Source organism: Campylobacter sp. JMF_14 EL1 (genome assembly GCF_027737585.1).
Taxonomy (GTDB): domain Bacteria; phylum Campylobacterota; class Campylobacteria; order Campylobacterales; family Campylobacteraceae; genus Campylobacter_B.
Genome location: NZ_JAOVTW010000003.1, coordinates 66,826 through 87,294, shown reverse-complemented (window position 1 = coordinate 87,294; position 20,469 = coordinate 66,826). Strand labels below are relative to the sequence as shown.

At 40.4% G+C, this 20,469-nt stretch carries 17 protein-coding genes and 1 other RNA gene; 7 read left to right on the top strand and 11 right to left on the bottom strand.

All coding sequences use genetic code 11. The features are described from left to right. Position 1 precedes the first annotated feature (1 nt). The 5 genes from OFN73_RS05540 to OFN73_RS05520 form a co-directional block, all read right to left on the bottom strand. On the bottom strand, positions 2-2,551 hold the full coding sequence (locus OFN73_RS05540; RefSeq protein ID WP_270862594.1) for a bifunctional aconitate hydratase 2/2-methylisocitrate dehydratase: 2,550 nt from the start codon (positions 2,549-2,551) through the stop codon (positions 2-4). Positions 2,552-2,683: 132 nt separating this feature from the next. After that, complete coding sequence (locus tag OFN73_RS05535) at positions 2,684-4,852, bottom strand: heavy metal translocating P-type ATPase (RefSeq protein ID WP_270862593.1); 2,169 nt, start codon at positions 4,850-4,852, stop codon at positions 2,684-2,686. Positions 4,853-4,858: 6 nt separating this feature from the next. Further along, positions 4,859-5,068 carry a heavy-metal-associated domain-containing protein gene (locus OFN73_RS05530; RefSeq protein WP_442867887.1) on the bottom strand — a complete coding sequence of 70 codons (210 nt, stop codon included), beginning with the start codon at positions 5,066-5,068 and terminating at the stop codon, positions 4,859-4,861. A gap of 302 nt (positions 5,069-5,370) precedes the next feature. Further along, a complete protein-coding gene (locus OFN73_RS05525; protein WP_270862592.1) occupies positions 5,371-5,679 on the bottom strand; it encodes a hypothetical protein in 309 nt (102 codons plus the stop codon). Between the two features lie 168 nt (positions 5,680-5,847). Next, positions 5,848-8,955 (bottom strand): Eco57I restriction-modification methylase domain-containing protein, encoded by a 3,108-nt coding sequence (locus OFN73_RS05520; protein WP_270862591.1) that lies wholly within the window; start codon positions 8,953-8,955, stop codon positions 5,848-5,850. A gap of 150 nt (positions 8,956-9,105) precedes the next feature. Here OFN73_RS05520 and OFN73_RS05515 point away from each other — a divergent pair, with 150 nt between their 5' ends. The 3 genes from OFN73_RS05515 to acpS are packed head-to-tail and all read left to right on the top strand — an operon-like array spanning position 9,106 to position 10,705. After that, the gene (locus OFN73_RS05515; protein WP_270858167.1) at positions 9,106-9,843 is read left to right on the top strand and encodes a YebC/PmpR family DNA-binding transcriptional regulator; all 738 of its coding nucleotides are present in this window, start codon (positions 9,106-9,108) and stop codon (positions 9,841-9,843) included. Positions 9,844-9,852: 9 nt separating this feature from the next. Continuing rightward, a complete protein-coding gene (locus tag OFN73_RS05510) occupies positions 9,853-10,341 on the top strand; it encodes a peptidylprolyl isomerase (protein ID WP_270862590.1) in 489 nt (162 codons plus the stop codon). Between the two features lies 1 nt (position 10,342). Continuing rightward, complete coding sequence (gene acpS, locus OFN73_RS05505; protein WP_270862589.1) at positions 10,343-10,705, top strand: holo-ACP synthase; 363 nt, start codon at positions 10,343-10,345, stop codon at positions 10,703-10,705. Here acpS and OFN73_RS05500 read toward each other — a convergent pair. The 3 genes from OFN73_RS05500 to hcp form a co-directional block, all read right to left on the bottom strand. After that, complete coding sequence (locus OFN73_RS05500; RefSeq protein ID WP_333720436.1) at positions 10,699-11,790, bottom strand: AI-2E family transporter; 1,092 nt, start codon at positions 11,788-11,790, stop codon at positions 10,699-10,701. The genes acpS and OFN73_RS05500 overlap by 7 nt on opposite strands. 111 nt (positions 11,791-11,901) lie before the next feature. Beyond that, positions 11,902-12,420, bottom strand: coding sequence for an EexN family lipoprotein (locus tag OFN73_RS05495; RefSeq protein ID WP_270862587.1), 519 nt, complete (start codon positions 12,418-12,420; stop codon positions 11,902-11,904). A gap of 98 nt (positions 12,421-12,518) precedes the next feature. Next, positions 12,519-14,150: a hydroxylamine reductase gene (hcp, locus tag OFN73_RS05490; RefSeq protein ID WP_270862586.1), complete on the bottom strand. Its 1,632-nt coding sequence runs from the start codon at positions 14,148-14,150 to the stop codon at positions 12,519-12,521. A 90-nt stretch (positions 14,151-14,240) separates the two neighbouring features. On the opposite strand from hcp, the gene OFN73_RS05485 reads away from it, so the two are divergent. Together OFN73_RS05485 and OFN73_RS05480 are read left to right on the top strand one after the other, a co-directional pair. Next, positions 14,241-14,891 (top strand): Crp/Fnr family transcriptional regulator, encoded by a 651-nt coding sequence (locus tag OFN73_RS05485; RefSeq protein ID WP_270862585.1) that lies wholly within the window; start codon positions 14,241-14,243, stop codon positions 14,889-14,891. A 120-nt stretch (positions 14,892-15,011) separates the two neighbouring features. Next, entirely contained in the window at positions 15,012-16,574 is a 1,563-nt protein-coding gene (locus tag OFN73_RS05480; RefSeq protein WP_270862584.1) for an ankyrin repeat domain-containing protein, read from the top strand. 172 nt (positions 16,575-16,746) lie between these two features. Here OFN73_RS05480 and ruvB read toward each other — a convergent pair whose 3' ends face one another. Beyond that, positions 16,747-17,760 (bottom strand): Holliday junction branch migration DNA helicase RuvB, encoded by a 1,014-nt coding sequence (ruvB, locus tag OFN73_RS05475; RefSeq protein WP_270862583.1) that lies wholly within the window; start codon positions 17,758-17,760, stop codon positions 16,747-16,749. A gap of 9 nt (positions 17,761-17,769) precedes the next feature. Continuing rightward, the gene (panB, locus tag OFN73_RS05470; RefSeq protein ID WP_270862582.1) at positions 17,770-18,564 is read right to left on the bottom strand and encodes a 3-methyl-2-oxobutanoate hydroxymethyltransferase; all 795 of its coding nucleotides are present in this window, start codon (positions 18,562-18,564) and stop codon (positions 17,770-17,772) included. A 103-nt stretch (positions 18,565-18,667) separates the two neighbouring features. Between panB and ssrA the strand changes: the two genes are divergently transcribed. Next, positions 18,668-19,028, top strand: a transfer-messenger RNA (tmRNA) gene (ssrA, locus tag OFN73_RS05465). Positions 19,029-19,092: 64 nt separating this feature from the next. Then, positions 19,093-19,851 carry a metallophosphoesterase family protein gene (locus OFN73_RS05460; protein ID WP_270862581.1) on the top strand — a complete coding sequence of 253 codons (759 nt, stop codon included), beginning with the start codon at positions 19,093-19,095 and terminating at the stop codon, positions 19,849-19,851. A gap of 84 nt (positions 19,852-19,935) precedes the next feature. Here the strand turns inward: OFN73_RS05460 and OFN73_RS05455 are convergent, their stop codons facing one another. After that, the gene (locus OFN73_RS05455; protein WP_270862580.1) at positions 19,936-20,436 is read right to left on the bottom strand and encodes a hypothetical protein; all 501 of its coding nucleotides are present in this window, start codon (positions 20,434-20,436) and stop codon (positions 19,936-19,938) included. Positions 20,437-20,469 lie beyond the last annotated feature (33 nt).

Below are 20,469 nucleotides of genomic sequence, written 5' to 3'. Positions count from 1 at the left end.
CTTAGAGCACGAAATTTTCTTCCTCGTTAAAATTTAAATAACGATAAATTTCGCTATTTTTGCCACTTAATTTCTCGCGCACTATCTCTTTGTATTCTCTCGCGCTAGGAATTCTGCCTAGCATCGCGCAAACAGCGGCTAGTTCGGCACTGGCTAAATATACCTTAGCGCCCATACCCATGCGATTATCGAAATTTCTAGTCGAAGTTGATACTACGACCGCATTATCTTTTACTCGCGCTTGATTTCCCATACACAGCGAGCACCCAGGTACCTCTGTGCGCGCTCCTACCGCGCCAAATACGCTATACACGCCCTCTTCTTTGAGTTTCGCCTCGTCCATTTTCGTAGGCGGTGCTATCCAAAGGCGGGCTGGTGTTTGCGCGCTACCCTTTAAAATCTGCGCTGCGGCGCGATAATGCCCGATATTTGTCATACAGCTTCCGATGAAAACCTCATCGATATTTTTCGCCCTTGTTTCATCGGCTAAAATTTCGCTTAGCGTTGCGACATCGTCAGGGTCGTTAGGGCAGGCTAAAATCGGCTCTGTAATCTCACCCAAATCTATTTCAATCACTTCTGCGTATTTTGCGTTTTCATCGGCTTTTAGAAGTGTCGGATTTTCTAGCCATTTTTTCATTTTTTCGCCCCTTCTAGCTAGCGCGTCGCTGTTTTGATAACCAGCTTTTATCATAGCGTCGATTAGAGCGATATTTGAGCGTATGTATTCGCACACACTCTCGGTATTTAGCGCGATTGCGCACGCCGCTGCACTTCTCTCAGCACTAGCATCGCTTAGCTCGAAAGCCTGCTCGGCCTTTAAATTTTCAAGCCCTTCAATCTCTAAAATTTTGCCCGCAAATATATTTTTTTTGCCCTTTTTCTCGACGCTCAATAAGCCTTTTTTAATCGCATAGTAAGGAATTGCATTTACCAAATCGCGCAAAGTAATGCCCTCTTGCAACTCGCCTTTAAATCTCACAAGCACGGATTCTGGCATATTTAGTGGCATACTTCCAGTAACTGCCGCAAACGCCACTAGTCCGCTACCTGCTGGAAAGCTAATGCCGATTGGAAATCTCGTGTGGCTATCTCCGCCCGTGCCTACGCTATCAGGGAGCACCATACGATTTAGCCATGAGTGGATTACTCCGTCCCCTGGGCGCAGTGCCACGCCACCACGACTACTCATAAACGGCGGAAGTGTTCGGTGCGTGATAGTATCGCTTGGCTTAGGATAGGCTGCTGTGTGGCAAAAGCTCTGCAACACGAAATCTGCGCCAAATCCAAGGCTGGCAAGCTCTTTAATCTCATCGCGCGTCATAGGGCCTGTGGTGTCTTGCGAACCCACAGTTAGCGTGAGTGGCTCGACATACATACCGGCTCTCACGCCCGCCATGCCACAGGCTTTGCCGACGATTTTTTGCGCGAGAGTGTAACCTGCGCTCTCGTCAAATTTAGGTTGCTTTGGTCTAGTAAAAATCTCATCATCGCCTAAGCCTAGCTCTTTTCTAGCCTTAGCGCAAAGCCCTCTTGCGATGATTAGCGGGATTCGCCCGCCGGCTTTGTATTCATCGAAAATCGTATTTGGGCTCAGGCTAAATTTGCAAACGACCTCGCCATTTTTAATAATCTCGCCCTTGTATGGATAAATCTCGATTTCATCGCCCATTTCGAGGTTTTCGACACTCGCTTCGATTGGCAAAGCACCGCTATCTTGGGCTGTGTTAAAAAAAATCGGCGCGATGACCGAGCCTATGATTACACCGCCTGTTTTTTTGTTTGGGATACCATAAATTTCCTCGCCGATATGCCACTGCACGGAATTCACGCCACTTTTGCGACTACTTCCAGTGCCCACGACATCGCCCACATACACGACCTGCCTACCGCTTTTTTTAAGCTGGGCGATTGTTTCTAGGCTACCGGCTTGGCGTTTGCTAAGCATGCTTAGGGCATGAAGCGGGATATCCGAACGCGTGAAAGCCTCACTAGCAGGGCTTAAATCATCTGTGTTTGTCTCGCCAGCGACCTTGAAAACCACGCCTTTGATACACTCGCTCAGAGGTTTTTTTGCCTTAAACCACTCCATATTCGCCCATGCTTCAAGCACGGCTTTTGCGTGAGCGTTGCCCTCTTTTGCCAGCCTTGCGACCTCTGCGAAGTAATCATGCACGAAAATCGTCCTGCCAAGAGCCTTTGCTGCGCCCTTTGCGATGGCTTCATCTGCGCTTTGTAAGGCGCGAATTAACTCGATCACGCTGTATCCGCCAAGCATGCACTCCAACATCGCAAAAGCCTCATCTTTGCTAATGCCAGCCACGCTACAATCGCCGTTTATGATTTCGCCCAAAAACTCAGCCTTGATTTTAGCGGCATCATCGACGCCAGGGTTAATGCGTGTTTTTAAAATTTCGATTAATTTTTCGCTTGGATTGGTTTTTAGGATTTCGCATAGCTGCTTGGTTTGCTCGGCGCTAAGTGCTAGTGGCGGGATACCTAGCTTCGCGCGCTCATTTACGCTGGATTCGTAGTTTTGTAAAAAGTCCATATTTTGCCCCTTTTTGGTAAAATTTCGGACAATTTTACAATAAATTTGATTAAATAGTTAAATTCACAGGAATTTTAAATTTGCACTCATTGCAAGAAATTTGCATTAGCAAAATTCAAAACAATTTAAATTTTAAATTTTCGCAAATTTTAGGCGGATTGAATTTAGCACCACGGTTACCGAGCTAAAACACATTGCTGCTGCGCCAAACATCGGTTTTAGTAGTACTCCACATAAAGGATATAAAATTCCAGCCGCCACAGGTATGCAGATGAGATTGTAAAAAAACGCCCAAAAAAGGTTTTGTTTTATCGTCGTCATGGTTTTTTGCGACAAATTTATCAAATAAGCCAAATTTCGCAAGTCATTTTTGATAAAGATTATATCTCCGGCACCCTTGGCGATGTCGCTGCCTGAGTTCATCGCGACGCCTATGTCTGCGGTTTTAAGAGACGGAGCGTCGTTTATGCCGTCCCCTATGAAAAGGACTTTTTCGCTGTTTTTTAAATTTGCTATAAATTCATATTTTTGGCTTGGCAAAACTTCGCTTATGATCTCATCTACGCCTAAATTTTTGCCGATGAAATTCGCTGTTTTGGCGTTATCGCCTGTTAGCATTATGGTTTTTATGCCTTGATTTTTAAGTGTGTTTATGCACTCTACGGCTTCATCTCGCAAAATGTCGCTAAGTGCCACAAAGCCCACGAATTCGGCATTTATAGCCACAAAAATCACGCCAAAGCCATCGCACAAAAACTCATCTGCATTTTTTGGAATTTCAAATTCCACGCCGTTTTCATTTAAAAGCTCTTTATTTCCCGCTAGTAGCGTAAATTCGCCGTTTTTCGCCTTTATGCCTCGCCCTAGCAGGCTCTCAAATTCCCCGTCAATTTTAGCAAATTTAAGCCCTTTTTCTTTCGCAAATTTCACAATCGCCTTTGAAATCGGATGTTCGCTTAGCATTTGCACGCTTGCGATTAGTGCGAGATTTTCATCGCTTAAATTTGTAAAATTTACCGAAATTTCGCCTTTGCTTAGTGTGCCTGTTTTGTCAAAAACGGCGATTTTCGTATCTTTTAGGATTTCTAAAACTTCCGGGTTTTTCACCAAAACGCCGTTTTTAGCGGCATTTGAAATAGCACAAACTATCGCAATGGGCGTAGCCAAACCCAAAGCACAAGGGCATGAAATAATCAAAACGCAAATTGCGCAAAGCAGGCCAATATAGGCTTTCCCAGCGACTAGCCAAATCACAAACACGCAAATGGCAATAAAAATCACGCTTGGCACAAAGATATTTGCGATTTTATCGGCAAAGCGAGAAATCGGCATTTTTTTGCTTCCTGCTTCGCTAAGTAAATTTTTGATTTCAGCCAAAACGCTTTGGTGCGAAAATTTGGTGATTTCGACCTGTAAAATTCCTGCGACACTCACGCACCCAGCATTTACGCTATCTCCTGCCTTTTTAAAAACGGCTAAACTCTCGCCGGTTATGAGGCTAATATCAATTTCAGCTTCGCCACTTATGACCACGCCATCGCCCGGGATTTGTGCGCCGTTTTTGACTAAAACTTTATCTCCCGGTTTTAGTTCGTTAGCCAAAATTTCGCTTGTCGTGCCGTCAGGGTTGATCAAAATCGCCTTTTTTGGGCTTAAATCTATGAGTTTTTTAATGTAATCATTAGCTTTAAGTTTGCTTCGCTCTTCAAGGTATTTTCCTAGCAATATGAAAGCAATTATCATCGCTGACGAGCTAAAATACAAATTCGCCCACTCGTTTCCGCCCTTAAAATAGACAAAAATCGCACTTCCTAGCGAATACAAATACGCCGCAGACGAGCCAAGCGAGACTAGCACATTCATATCGTAGTTTTTGTTTTTTAGCGACCCATAGGCGTGGTAAAAGAAGTTTTTGCCACAAAAGCCTAGCACGACGGCGCCCAGCACAGCGCAAATCGAGGCTTTTACGGCGAAGCCGAAATTTGATTTCATTTCGATTAGCATTATAAAACACGCTAAAATCACGGCTAAAACGAATTTAAAAAGCATATTTTTTAAATTTCGCGCCTTTTTGGCTTCTAGCTCTTCGTAGTTTGTGGCGATTTCATAGCCTAGTTTTGTGATTTTCGCTTTTACGGCGTCTAGGACGGCTTCATCTGCTACTTCAAATTCGCCGAACCCAGCTGTGAAGCTCACATTTACGCTTTCTACACCCTCAATCTTGCGCGTAACTCGCTCGATTGCGTTCGAGCAATTCACGCAGGTCATTCCGACTATGTTTAGGTTAAATTTTTGTGACATTTGCGATTAAATTTTGGTTGCGCTAAATCCCAAATCGTCCATTTCGCTAAGAAATTTTTCCACCTCATCCGCGCTTAAATTTACGCTTACGACCTTGTTTTCTACATCGACGCTAATCTCGCCAAACTCCTCAGCTAGGGCGTTTTTGATAGTATTTGCGCAGCCGTTGCACATGATTTTTGGTGCGCTAAATTTCATAGTTTGTTTAAAAGACATTTTCGCTCCTTGAAAAAATTATTTTGCGATTGTATATCATAAAGTTAAATGTTCGGAATTTCGCTAGCGCAACCCCATAATACTGCGCCGAAAATTTGTCATTGCAAAAAGTGAAGCAAAATTTGCCTTCATTTGTCATTGCGAGCTTTCGCAGAAAGCGAAGCAATCCAGGGAAATTCAGATAAATTTTAATTAATTCAAATTCTCTCTAAATTTTACTGGATTGCTTCGAAAACTTCGTTTTCTCGCAATGACACTTTTTTTTGTCATTGCGAGGAGCTGTGAAACAGCGACGAAGCAATCTACGAGTTTAAAATTCTTTGCGGTAAATTTGCAAAAACGCTGACCTTAAATTTTAAAGTCGTAGATTGCCACGAAACGGCTTGCGCCGTTTCTCGCAATGACACTTTTTTGTCATTGCGAGGAGCGTAGCGACGAAGCAATCTAGTAAAATTTAAACAATGTTTGATTTTATAAACGGCTTCGCCGTTGCTGGATTGCTTCGAGCCTTTCGGCTCTCGCAATGACACGAAATTTGCGTTTGGATTATTTATGCTCGTAGATTGCCACGAAACGGCTTGCGCCGTTTCTCGCAATGACAGATTATGCAAAATTACTCGCTATTGTCATTGCGAGGAGCTGTGAAACAGCGACGAAGCAATCTACGAGTTTAAAATTCTTTGCGGTAAATTTGCAAAAACGCTGACCTTAAATTTTAAAGTCGTAGATTGCCACGGCGACTGCGTCGCCTCGCAATGACAGATTGGGCATTGCGAGAATTAAGAGTTTTCGATTAAGGCGATTTCGTCGGCAGTTAAATCGTAAAGTGCAAAAACTAGCGAATTTAGTTCGTTTTCGCTCTGTGAAATTTGCGATTTTAGGCTCAATACCTGCGATTTGTATTCGCTAAAAAAGCCTTGATAGTAATTTTTAAATTTCACTTCTGCAAGTTTGTCTGTGAATTTTTCTTTTTTAGCTTTTGCGTATTCTTTGATAAATTCGTCAAATTCCAAATTTTCAAATTCAGCTAGTTTTTGCGGTATTTTTTCTAAATTTAATTCACGCAAAAATTCGGTTTTTGTGATTTGTAAATTTTTGTTTAAATCTAAAAGTAAATCAACTTTTTGGACAAACGGCTCTTGTTCGTCTAAATTTGCAAGTTTTGGTAACCCAAAAGGATTTATATAATTTGTATTAAATCTAAAATATCCACCCCTTAACTCTGTTCCTATATTTTTTAGATAAAACCATAAAAGTTTTGAATTTAATATCGCAAGATAAAATTTTGTAAATTCACTAAATTTATCATTTATTACTATTCCGTAACCACCATTTTTTATACAATAACCAATATTATCAAAAGAAATTTGAATTCCAAAAGTTATATCGGGCACAACTAATTTTTTACTATCTATCAAATTTAAACTTTTTGGATAAATGTATAAAAACCAGCCGTCTTTATCCATTTTGCCTTTTTCTCTACCACGCAAAAAAGCTTCATTTGCTTTTAAATATTCGTATCCATTTGGAAAATTTGATTTTATATAATCTTCGCTCATAGGCGTTGCTTTGCCGTTTTCAAGCAGATATGGAAAAATCACAAAATAGCGATTTTGCAAATTTGCGTAGCGTTTAATGTCTTCGCCTTTTAAAATCGGTTTTAAAAGTCCTTTTTCGACTTCGACGATTTTATCTAATGCTTTGGAATAAAGTCCGTTTTTTGTAATTTGTAGCAAATAAACATCATCACCACTAGTTGCAATGCCTTGAAAAATTTTGGCAAAAACATCTTGGACTTTGAGCGGTTGAGAATTTATCTTTTTTAAAATATTTGCTGTTTTGTTGTCTGTTAAATTCCATTTGTCGCTACTTAAATTTTGATATGAAATTTCGTTTAAATTTAGCGAATTTGTTAGTTCATTTGGATTTAAATGTGTAAATTTAAGCTTTTGGTTATCGTGCGATAAAATACAGATACAAGTATAAGTCGAAGCATCGCTAAAAACGCTGTGGCTACCGAAATGATAGAGTTTTTCAAGGGCTTTGTTTTGGCTTAAAAAATTGCGAATTCCATTTCCAAAATCTGAAATCAAAAATTTATGTGGCAAAATAAAGCCTAATTTGCCGTTTTTGTTAAGCCATTTAAAACCTTGTTCCATAAAAAGCACATAAATATCGTAATTTCCTGTGGCAGAAGTAAATTTTTGTTCGTAAATTTTACTTTCTTGTTCATGGTGTGCTTTTAAACCTTGCACTCTGATATACGGCGGATTTCCGATAACGCAGTCGAATTTGAAATCAAACGGAAAATCTAAAAGCGAATTCGCGCATTTTATATTGTTTGATAAATCAGTGAGTTTTCGCCCTTTTTGCGCGGTGCGGAGCCAAAGCGAGAGTTTGGCGATTTGGACTGCGTCGGCGTTGATATCTACGCCAAAAAGGTTGTTTTCTAAAATTTGGGGTTCTATGTCGTATAACGGCAAAGCTTCGTTTTCGTAAATTTTGCGAAATTTATCTAAATTTTTGTGTTCGTTAATGAGAAAATCCAAAGCCCCGTTTAAAAATGCTCCACTTCCACAAGCAGGGTCGATGATTTTTAAATTTAGCAAAAAATTCTTATAAGCACGGATATTTTCGAGCGTTTGCGTTTCTGCTTTGCTAAGGCGTTTTGGGTTTTTGGGAAGTGAAATTTCGTGCAAATTTAGCCTTGACTTTTCGTTTTCGCAAATCTGCCCTAGGGTTTGGCTAATGATAAATTTCACAATATATTCAGGCGTGTAGAAAATGCCGTCTTTCTTGCGTTTGCTATCTTTTTTGTCAAATTTATCGCCTATGATTTGCGAATTTAACTCTTCAAGGTCGCTTAGGCTCTGCTCGAAAATATGACCTAGGATATTCACACCGATATCGCTTGCAAAGTCGTAAGATGAGAGTTTGGCGATATGGGGTTGCAAAATTTCATCGTCAAATTTGAGCGAATTTAGCGTCTCATCAGTGGCAAAAAGTCCGCCATTGTAAGCCGGGATTTGCAAATTTTGGCTTCCTTTGTCAATCGCTTCGAAATATTTCTGCCAAATTTGATAAAGCGACATATCGGCAATGTCCTTTAACTGGGTAAATTTATCATTTATTTCGCTAACCAAATTCGATTTTAAAAGCCCCATATCTTCGGCAAAAAGCACGAAAATAATGCGGTCGCAGAGTTTTTGGGTTAGGCTTAAAATCGTAGTTTGCGAAATTTGCGAATTTAGCGAAACGGCATTTTCAAAGAGTTTTAGGCGAAATTCACTAAAATCAGCGTAGAGTTTTTTAGAAATTTCTTGCTCGAAATTCTCGCTTTCTTTTAGCAAATTTAGCGTTGCGTTTGAGATTATGTTCTCAAAGCATAAAATTTGGTGAAAAAACTCAAATTCCGCACGGCTCATCGTAAAAAGGCTGAATTTTTCGTAAGCTGTCTTTTTGTCGATATATAGGCGAATTTCATCGAAATTTGAGATGATGATATAGCGACTTTTGGCGTGAGAGTTGTGGTAGTTGAAGGCTTGGATTTCTATTTTGTCTAAATCACGAGTTTTTTGGTCTTTTAGCTCAATGACGCCGATGACTTCGCCGTTTGCGCCTAGGATTGCGCCGTCTGCTTTTTTGGCGTCAGTTTCGTTTTTGCTCTCTCTTGCTAGGTTGAAATTTTGCGGATTTGTCGTTTTTAGCGTGTAGCCTAGGCAAGCCTCAAAAATATCGTGTAAAAAATCCGTCTGATACTCTTCTTCTTTTATGGTTTTTAGAAGTTCGATTTTAGCTTGAAATTTTAATAAATTTGCGTAGCGTTGTTCGAGCAGTTCGGAGTTTTGCGTCTGATTTTGTGCGATTTTTCGTTTGAAAAGTGGCATATTCATTTCCCAAAATTTTGAAATTTAAAAATTTTGTAATTTTAGCGAAATTTGATTTAAAATACTGCAAATATCCACAATAACACAAAATTTAAGCCAAATTTTGCTACAATCGCAGGTTTTTAAATTTTAAATTCACAAGGATAATTTATGGGACGAGCGTTTGAGTATAGACGAGCGGCAAAAGAGGCTAGATGGGGGAAAATGAGCAAACTTTTCCCAAAACTTGGCAAGGCAATCACAATGGCAGCCAAAGAAGGTGGCGAAGATCCTGAAATGAACGCCAAACTTCGCGCTGCAATCGCGACTGCAAAGGCGCAAAACATGCCAAAGGACAATATCGACGCGGCGATTAAACGCGCCAGCGGTAAGGATAGCGCGGAGATTAAGACCGTATTTTACGACGGCAAAGCCCCACACGGCGCGCTTGTCATCGTCGAGTGCGCCACAGACAACCCTACTCGCACGGTTGCAAACATAAAATCAGCCTTCAACAAAGGCAAGGGCGAGTTTTTACCAAGCGGAAGTTTGAAATTTATGTTTTCTCGCAAGGCAGTTTTTGAGACGAAATTCCCAGATGGCGCAGATATCGAGGAGCTAGAACTCGAACTAATCGACTTTGGATTAAGCGAAATCGAGGTAAATGAGTTCGAAAACGACAAAGGCGAGAGCGAAAAAACGCTAATCATCTACGGCGAATACGAAAATTTCGGCACTCTAAATGAGGGTATCGAAAAGCTAGGTTTGGAGCTAATTAGCGGAAATTTGAAATTTATCGCCAACGACAAACACGAATTCAGCGACGAGCAAATCGCCGATATCGACGCGCTACTAGATCGCCTCGAAGACGACGACGATGTGCAAGCAATATATACAAATATCGAATAAGGAGAAAAAATGGAAGAATTAAAAGTCTATGAAATCGACGAAAGCGCGCTATCAAAGCTAAAATTCGCCATAATCCACACAGACAAAGGCGACATGACGCTAGAATTATACGCAGACGAGGCACCACAAGCTGTGACAAATTTCGCCACACTCGCAAACTCAGGCTTTTATAAGGGGCTAAATTTTCACCGCGTTATCCCAAATTTCGTAATCCAAGGCGGCTGCCCTTACGGCACTGGCACAGGCGGTCCTGGCTGGCGCATAAACTGCGAGTGCGTAGGTCAAAAACACCGCCACGAACGTGGTTCGCTAAGCATGGCGCATGCTGGACGCAACACAGGCGGAAGCCAATTTTTCGTCTGCCACAGCGCGCAACCGCACCTTGACGGCGTGCATACGGTATTTGGCAAGGTCGTGGATAATGCAGGACTAGCCGTGCTTGACGCGATTAGAGCCGGCGATAAAATCCTAGATATCGAGATCAAAGAAACTCTATAAAATGCTAAAAATCGGCACGGATATTACCCAAATTTCCCGTATCGTAAGACTTCGCGAAAAATACGGCGCGAAGTTTTTGCGTAAAATTTTGCGCAAGAGCGAGCGGGAAATTTTCGTGCGCGATGAGAGTATCGCTGGGGCGTATGCCGCCAAAGAAGCTCTATCTAAGGCACTTGGCGTGGGTATTGGAGCGAAATTTAGCTTCAAAGACGCCAAAATTTATAAAGACAAATTTGGCGCACCAAATTTTAAATTCACAAAAAAACTAAAAAAGAAATTCCGTATAAAAGCCTCGTCGCTTTCGATTACGCACGATAACGGCGTCGCGATTGCGATTGTAGCGATAAATTTGAAAACTCACTGAAAATCTGCGCTTTTGAGATAATCATACAGGCTTAGCACGCTTAAAAACAGCGTCAGTATCGCAGGACCTAGTATCACACCCCAAAACCCAAAGGTCGAAATTCCAGCTAGCATTGAGAAAAATATCAAAATTTCGTTGATTTTGGCGGGATTTTTGACAAGGCGCGAGTTGATAAATTTAATCACAAGCGGCTTTACAAAGCTATCAGCGATCGTCGAAATCATCACCACACAATAAATCAAAATGATAAGCGCACCACTCGTCGAACCCCCGATAAAGACGATTAGCGCGGTAGGCACATACACGAGCGCGCCACCGATCGCAGGGATTAGCGAGCAAAATCCAAAAATCACGCCCATTAACACAGGGTCAAATCCGTAGCTTCCAGCAATCACCGAAAACAAAAGCCCCTGCAAAACGGCGTTAAAAATCGTCGAGTATAGCACCACGCTCATGGTGTTTGCGGTCTCTGCGAAGATATAATCAAGCTGCTCGGCTTTGACGGGAACGATTTTTTTGATAAATCCCGCAATATCGGCGCCATAAAGGTATGAAAAAAAGCAAAAAATGATGATTAGCACCATATCAGCGATAAATTTTAGGCTCGATTTGCCCGCCACAGAAAAGTATGAAAACGCCTGTTTCGCGGTGGCTGCAATGTCTAGATTGCCCAAAAATTCCTTGATTTGCGCCTCAAATCCATTTAGTGCCTTTGGGAGCTGAATATCCATATTTTTGGCGTTTTCGACCATTAAATTTAGGCTAGAAATGTCAAAATGCGCGATATTTTTCGTAATCTGCGTGCCAGCATAGATAAATGGCACAAACAGCACCACGCACAGCACCAGCGTCGTTAGAAGCGAGCCTAGGACCTTTTTGCCACGCACAAATGAGAGGATTTTGATATGCAAACCAGATGTCGAAATCGAAATCAAAACCCCAATCGCAATCGCCAGCAAAAACGGCGAAAACAGATAAATCACGCAACAAAACAGAAATAAAATTATACCGATGAAAAAAATCTTGCTCGTTTTTGCGTTTTTCGCCCTAGCTTTGCCTAGCGGTTCGCCCTTAGAATCGACGATATTAGGGCGTGAGTGTGAAAGTGTGTCTAAATTTTCGTTATTTGCCAAATTTTATCCTTTAAATTTCAAAAGGGGTATTTTATAAATTTAATTTTTAAATTTCAAATTTTACTATTTTATCTCGATGATAGCCCCGCTACCGACGCCAAGAGCGCCAGTTTCGATAAGCGCGCCACTACCGATATCAAAAACGCCGTTTTTCACATCGCTAAACACCCCAGCACAAATTTCATCATCGCGGTTTATGCTAACCTCGATTTTAGCGCCATTTACGCGGTGAAACTGGGCGCAGGTTTTATCGCCGATTTGTAGTGGTAAGGATACATTTGTCATCGAGCCAGGCTCGCTAAATTCGCCCTTTGCGACATAATACGCGCCAAAATCGCTAAAAATCGTGTTAAACGATAATTTTACCTTTGATTTGGCGAAATTCATTTTCTCGGCGACTTCGCGTAGGGCTGCTCTTGCGTTTTGGCAATTTTTGTCCTGTTTGGACTTTGCGTTACACTGCGCCACGACGCCCTTGGCGACCTCTAAATTCGCTCTGTAATAATCCACGCTTTTTTCGCTTTCGCAGCCTAAAAAAACGGCGCAAAACGCCACAATAGCGCAAAATTTTATGAATTTCATTTTTAGCCTTTTTGTGAAATTTGAAGAAAGATTATAGCGAATTTGGAGTTAAAATTTGCTCGCCAAAACGGCGAGCATAAAAGGAGAACTATTATTATTTATCCAACAAGCAATCTCATATCGGCCTCAACCGAGCTAATGCCCGCAATGCCGAAGTTTTCGACCAATACCTTTGCCACATTTGGCGATAAAAACGCTGGAAGCGTAGGGCCTAAGTGGATATTTTTCACGCCAAGATATAAAAGCGCTAAAAGCACGATAACCGCCTTTTGCTCATACCAAGCGATATTAAATGCCAAAGGAAGCTCATTTATATCATTTAGACCGAAAATTTCTTTTAATTTCAAAGCAATTAGCGCAAGTGAGTATGAATCATTGCATTGTCCTGCATCTAGCACACGCGGGATTCCGCCGATATCGCCAAGGCTAAGCTTATTGTATTTGTATTTCGCACAACCTGCGGTTAAAATCACGGTGTCTTTTGGCAAAGCTTTTGCAAACTCAGTGTAATACTCCCTAGATTTCGCCCGTCCGTCGCACCCAGCCATGACGACAAATTTACGGATTGCGCCTGATTTTACAGCTTCTACGACCTTATCGGCTAGGGCGAAAACCTGTGCGTGAGCAAAACCGCCTACGATTTTACCACTTTCGATTTGTGTCGGTGGGGCGCAGGTTTTGGCCTGCTCGATTATGGCGCCAAAATCCTTATTTTCGCCGTGTTCGCCCTTAATGTGCAAGCAACCCTCCACGCCCACAGCACCTGTCGTCCAAAGTCTGTGTTTGTAGCTCTCTGGCGGGATTACGACGCAGTTTGTCGTCATTAAAATTGGCCCGTTAAATTTCTCAAATTCCTCTTTTTGCTTCCACCACGCATTACCGTAATTTCCGATGAAATTCGGATATTTTTTGAAAAACGGATAGTAGTGGGCTGGAAGCATTTCAGAGTGTGTATAGACATCTACGCCACTGCCTTGTGTCTGCTCCAATAGCATTTCTAAATCGCGCAAATCATGCCCTGAAATTAAAATTCCTGGGTTTTTCCCTACGCCGATATTTACTTCGCTAATCTCAGGATTGCCGTAAGCGCCTGTATTTGCGCTATCTAGCAAAGCCATGCCAGATACGCCAAATTTGCCAGTCTCCATGGCAAGAGCGATTAAATCATCAATGCTTAGGCTATCATCAAGGGTTTTTGCCAAAGCCTTTTGGATAAAAATATCAATGCTCTCATCTTCCTTATTTAGGGCGTTTGCGTGTTTCATATACGCAGCAAGCCCCTTTAATCCATAAGTGGTAAGCTCTCTTAGGCTTCGTTTGTCCTCATCAGCCGTGCTTAAAACTCCGACTTCTCTTGCTTTTTGCGCAAATTCGCTCTCTTCTCCCTCCCAAAGTGCAAATTCTGGCAAATTTGAACAATCGCCTAAATTTGCGATAAGCGATTTTTTCATTTCTAGGGTTTTTTTGATGATTGCGATAATCGCAGGATTATCGAAATTTGCGTTTGTGATAGTTACGAATAAATTCATCGTTACTCTGTGATTTACCTCTTTTGCTACGCTTTTACCCTGCGCCCTTAGCGCACAAGCTACGCTTGAAAGCCCTTTTGTAACATAAACTAACAAATCTTGCATAGCTGCAACTTCTGGCTTTTTACCACATACGCCACTAACCGTGCAGCCCGTGTTTTTGGCTGTTTCTTGACACTGAAAACAAAACATATTTTCCATAATTTCTCCTTTGAAATTTGAAATTCAAGGCGCATTATAATATAATGCGAAATTAATTTCTGTTGTTATAACAACAAAAAGGCAAAATTTATGAATTTATCCAAAACTATACTTTTTAACGGCATAAGCGAAGATGAGATTGCAGATTTGCTCCCTTGCTTGGAAGCACAAAGGGCGAAATTCGCCAAAGATGAGATAATCTTTCGCTGTGGGGACAGCACTACAAAAATCGGGCTCGTGCTAAGCGGAAGCGTGGATATTGTCGTAAATTTCTTGCGTGGAAATAGCAATATTTTTGGGCGTATTACCAGAGGCGATATATTTGCTGCAAACTACGCCATAAGCGCAAAACCCCTAGAATGCGATGTCGTAAGCGCAGAGCCAAGTGAAATTTTATTTTTAAATTTGCGCAAAATTCTAACTTCTTGTGCCAAAAATTGCCCCTATCATCACAAAATCATCTATAATCTGTTTAAAATTTCAAGCAACAAAAACCTAAATCTCTCAGCCCGTATGATGCACACTGCGCCCAAGACTATACGAGAGAGATTACTTTCTTATTTTGGTGAGCAAGCACTCAAAAACGCAAGCACCAGCTTTTGTGTGCCGTTTTCTAGGCAGGGGCTGGCTGATTATTTGGGTGTGGATCGAAGCGCTATGTCAAACGAACTTAGCAAAATGGCGAAAGACGGGCTAATAAGCTATGATAAAAACGAATTTCGCCTGAATTTTGATATTTGAAATTTTTTAAAATTTGCAAAATTTTGCGTTAAATTTTGCAAATTTTCATTGTGCCTTTTTTGTTTAGTAAATTTAAGCGCTTCCAATGTAAAATTAGCCCTTAAAAAATCAAGGAAAAATATGTCAGCTAAAAAACCACTTATTGTCTTTGTTCTTATTTTTGTCGCTATACTTGCTTTAAATTCCGATTTTATGGGTGGTAGAAAAATAAAAACATTTTCAGTTACAGCCGATACAAATGTTTCGCAAGTAAAAGGTCTGTCAAAATATGTAACACAAGAAGAGATTGATAGTTTTGCGTTTAGACATTGGAATATTGATAAAGATAAAGTCATGAATAACGACAAAATGGAAAATTTACGATTACTTTTAAAATCAAAAAATACACAAGAAATTTTAGCTTATATGAAAGATAATAATATCAGCGTTGATGAGCCACTTCACTATGGAGTAACGCCTTTAATGTATAGTGCATTTTATGATGATATAGATACTGCAAAAGAGCTTTTAAATTTAGGTGCAGACCCGCACAAAAAAGATAGATACAAACTAAGCCCTATGGCGTATGCAATAGGTGCAAATTCCATAAATACTGTCAAACTGCTTTTTGAAAATGGTATTAAATTTGAAGAAACCAAAATAGCACAAAGTTATGTTGATGGAAAGTGGTATCGCTCATCAATGTATAAACATATATTGATAGATGAAAACAAAAATATTTTAGAATTAGTATTAAGAGATGATATGAAAAACCAAAATTACAAAAGAGCATATTTCGGCGGAACTATATTTTATGTTATGGTTGAAAATGGATTAATTGATATAGCAAAATTTGCATTAGATAATGGCTACCAACCATATACTTATCAATATACTGATGCAGACGCTTTCACTACATTTGGCAATACCCTAGAAGAAGTTTTTACGCAAGAAGAGATGAAAATACTAATAGAGACTGAGAAAACATTTTTTAAACACAGAACAGATAAAGAATTTAACTTGGAACTTTATTTAGACCAAGAAAGATTTAGAACAAGTTTATATTATCCATTAACAGAAGTTCATAATTATGAGCCTATGTTAAATTTATTGTTAGATTATAATATCTCGGGGCAACCTACTCAAAAGGTTATGAGAGAAGTTTATGAAGATTGTTATGATAAATATAAAACAGCTATTATAAATAAAGCTAAATATATAATTGATATGAAAACTGGTTTTGATGAGAAAAAAGAGCGAGAAATCCTTAATAAATATGAAAGCGATTATACAAAAAAATCAGAAAAAAACATATTAATAGTAAGAACACCTATGGAGCCAAACCCAATTGCATTAAATTTATTTGATGAAGTTATAAATAGATATGGTAAATATTGTAGTGATAAGAATTTAGATTTTGATAAATTGATTTATTTAGACGATAAGATTATTAATCAATACGAACAATATAGGGCAGTCTGGAATTATGAAGATAAAAAACAACTTGATGAAAATGAAAATTTTAAAGATGTCAAGGAATTTATTGCATATCTAAATCAACAAACAATGAATAGGGTTAGAGGCGGATATGTATTTTACGATACAAATCAAACATATGATGAATATTTTGACAGTTTAATAGAAAAACTTGCAAAAACGCAAACAGAGAGAAACATATTTTACAAAAATTATAATCATCTTTAAATAAAATTTAATTAAAGGAGAAAAAGCATGGCAGAATTTAATCGTGCAGAATATATTGCGCAAAAAGTTGAAAAATTTTGAGCCAAAGAAATATAAACAATCTCAAATGCTCCTAAAATTTAGACTATAAATTTGCAAAATTTAGCGTTAAATTTTGCAAATTTAACGCAATTTAATCAAAAAATCCCCGTTCATCGAGGCTAGTTTCGTATCCTAGGGCTGATTTTGCGCGCACGCTCATAATGCGCCCTTTGGCTGTCTTTTCGATGTATCCGTTGGCTAGTAAATACGGCTCGATGACATCTTCGATCGTGCCCTCGTCCTCGCTAAGTGCCGCTGCGATGGTGCTTAGCCCCATGGCTCTCTTGCCCGCTTCGCCCAAAATCGCAAGGTATCGCAAATCCATCTCATCAAATCCAAGCTCATTGACCCCAAGCGCGTCCAAACCCTCGTTCGCGCGCTCTTTGGTGATGATTTTCTCGTCTTTGACCTCAGCAAAATCTCTTATGCGCTTCAAAAGTCGAAGCGCGATGCGTGGCGTGCCACGGCTACGACGCGCGATTTCTAAGCTAGCGTCTTTTTCGCACTCTTTTTCGAGTTTGATCGAGGCGATTTTTACGATTTTGGCAAGCTCTTCGGTGGTGTAAAACTGCAAGCGAAACTGCATACCGAAGCGATCTCGCAAAGGCGCAGAAATCATGCCTGCGCGCGTGGTCGCACCGATGAGTGTAAAGTGTGGAATATCGATTTTAATGGTTTGCGCCGCTGGACCTGAGCCGATGATGATATCAAGGCGGAAATCCTCCATCGCAGAATACAGCACCTCCTCGATCGCCGGGGAGAGGCGGTGAATTTCATCTATAAAAAGCACATCGCCCTCTTCGAGATTTGTCAAAATCGCGGCCAAATCACCACTTTTTTCTATCATCGGAGCGGCGGTTACTTTGATATTAGCCCCCATTTGCGTGGCGATAATGTGCGCGAGAGTGGTCTTGCCAAGCCCTGGTGGCCCATAAAACAGCACATGATCTAGGCACTCGGCGCGCTTTTTGGCGGCCGTGATTGCTATATTTAGGTTCGATTTGATTTTTTCTTGCCCGATATAATCCTCGAAATTCGCCGGTCTTAGCGAAATTTCCGACGCTTCATCTAGTTTTAATTTTTCTATTTCTACGATTCTGTCCATTAAATTTACCTATTTCAAATACTCAAATTCTTCGCTTGGGAAAATGCCTTTTTTTACATCGTTAGCGTAGTTTTTCACAGCTTCTCGCACGAGTTCGGCGCCGTTTAGGTAGCGTTTTACAAATTTTGGCTTAAATTCGTCAAAAAATCCTAGCATATCGCTCCATACTAGCACCTGTCCGTCGCAGGATCCTGCGCCGATACCGATAACAGGGACATTTGCGACGCTCATTACTTCATTAGCCACGCTAGAAACTGTGCCTTCAAGCAGAAGCAAAACCGCTCCCGCATTTTGCACGGCTTTTGCGTCATCAAGTAGCAAATTTAGTGCGTTTTTCTCGCGACCGCTTACCTTGTAGCCACCTTGAAAGCGAGAGAGTTGCGGACGCAGTCCTATGTGGCTCATAACGGCAATGCCGTTTTTGCTAAGAAGCTCGACGGTAGCCACAAAGTCCTTTCCGCCTTCGATTTTAACGGCGTCGCAACCTGTTTTTTCATAAACTTTGGCGCAGTTTTTAAGCGCAAGCTGGGGCGTAGCGCACGAACAAAACGGCATATCCACGACCAAATATGGGTGCGTTAGACCGCGCCTAACAGCTCTTGCGTGATAAATCATCTCATCTACGCTTATGCCAATAGTCTCAGCGTGTCCGCCAAAGCTCATATTTAGGCTATCGCCTACTAGCACCATATCGACTTGGTCATTAAAAATTTTGGCAAAAAGTGCGTCGTATGCTGTGATCATAACGATTTTTTCGCTGTTTTCTTTCATTTTATAAAGGTCATTTATAGTGATTTTTGCCATATTTTATCCTTAAAAATTTTTTGCGATTATAGCCTAAATTTGGCAAATTTAACCCAAATTTGACAATATAAAATTTTTGAAGTAAAATGTGCGACTTCCTTTTGGGGGTGACTTGGCTTCGACAGAAATGGATTGGTCAAGGTGGCATGCCGCTTCGGATATAGCGTATAAAATCCAAATTAAAATTAAACGCAAATAACAAAAATTTTGCTCCTGCTTACGCAAAAGTAGCGTAATCGCAGTCGAGCCCTGCACTGCGCCCATACTATCTAAGCGCGGTAGCGGGTAATCCTAGATAGCGTAGTTTCGCGCTCTGACGAGGCGCGGGGCGAAATTTAGTCTTTGCTTTGGCGATTTGTTTTGGAAAGTGAGCAAGCTGGGGCGAGATTTTCACTTTTGCTAAGCATGTAGAGGCTTTGGTCGTTTGTTTTTGGACTGCGGTTCGATCCCGCACACCTCCACCATTTAAGCTTTTTTTGAGTTATTTTCATAAAATTTACAAAATTTCATAAATTTAAAGGCAAAACAATGGCTAGAATTTTCATCACAGGCGATACGCACGGCGGTTGGCGTGGGTTTAGCGGCGAAATGAAAAGGTTTGAAAAGTTTAGATACAAAACCGAAAAAGAGCTTTGCAAAGACGATTTTCTCATTATCGCAGGGGATTTTGGCTTTGTTTGGGAGAGCGAACCAGATAAAGATGAAATTCGTTGGCTAAAATACTTTAATGAACGAAATTACACCACGCTTTTCATCGACGGCAACCACGAAAATTTCAATCGCTTAAATTCGTATGAAATTAGCGAATTTCACGGCGGAAAAGTGCATAAAATCTCAAAAAGCATCTATCATTTAATGCGGGGGCAGGTTTATGAGCTTGCAGGGCACAAAGTCCTTAGTATGGGCGGTGCAGCGAGTATCGACAGGGAGTATCGCACGCAAAACATATCGTGGTGGGAGGGCGAAAATATCAACGAGGCTGAGTTAAACGAGGCTTACGAAAACCTCGCTAAGCACGATTTTAGCGTGGATTTGGTGCTTTCGCACACTGCGCCGAATTCTATCGCGCTAAAGGTGCTAGCCCTAAATGAGTTTGCGCTGAATTTCCGCGATCCAAACGGCGATTTGTTAGAAGAAATTTATCGCAAAATCAAATTTAAAAAATGGTTTTTCGGACACTTTCACGAAGAGCTTTTATGCGTAAATAGCCAGTTTATCGCACTTTGGCACGATATAGTGGAGCTGAAATTTGATGGCGAGAAAATCAAGCATTTGTGCGTGATTTAATCTCGCTTCGCAAATTCTAAACACTGCGCCGAAATTTTAAAATTTCCAAGTGGCAAAACCATTTAAAATTTTGCCATTTTGGGTTTATTTATGCTTTTTTCGTTTATTCTTGCGCGGTTTTGACTTGCCAGCTTTATCATCTGCTAAAATTTCATTTTTATGTGCATATTTTTGTTTCAAATAGTGCTCATAATCCACCAAATTTCCAAAACATTGTTTGCACCTTAAATTTTTTACCTCATAAAAATAAAAAGTCTTTTGGCAATTTTTGCAGAAAAATAGTTTATTTTGATTGCTTTTTTTACCAAATAAAAAAGCAAAAAGCGAGGCAAAAGCCACAATAAAAGCAAAAATTTTGCCCCTTGTGCCAAGTCTTACCCAGCCTTGGTATTTGTTCCACACTTTATATCCGTTTAGCGAAGCAAACCCATCAAAAAAAGAGATTGCAGACAACATAAAAGTGCCAGGCTTATCAGAGCGAAAAGCATAGATAAAAAAGAGCATAACACAAATAAAAATAATGTCGAAATAATCCATACCAACACTAGATAAAAGCCCATTTATAAGGCTGTTTTGCCTAAGCATTTCTATGCCAATACAGACAAAAGACAAAAAAAG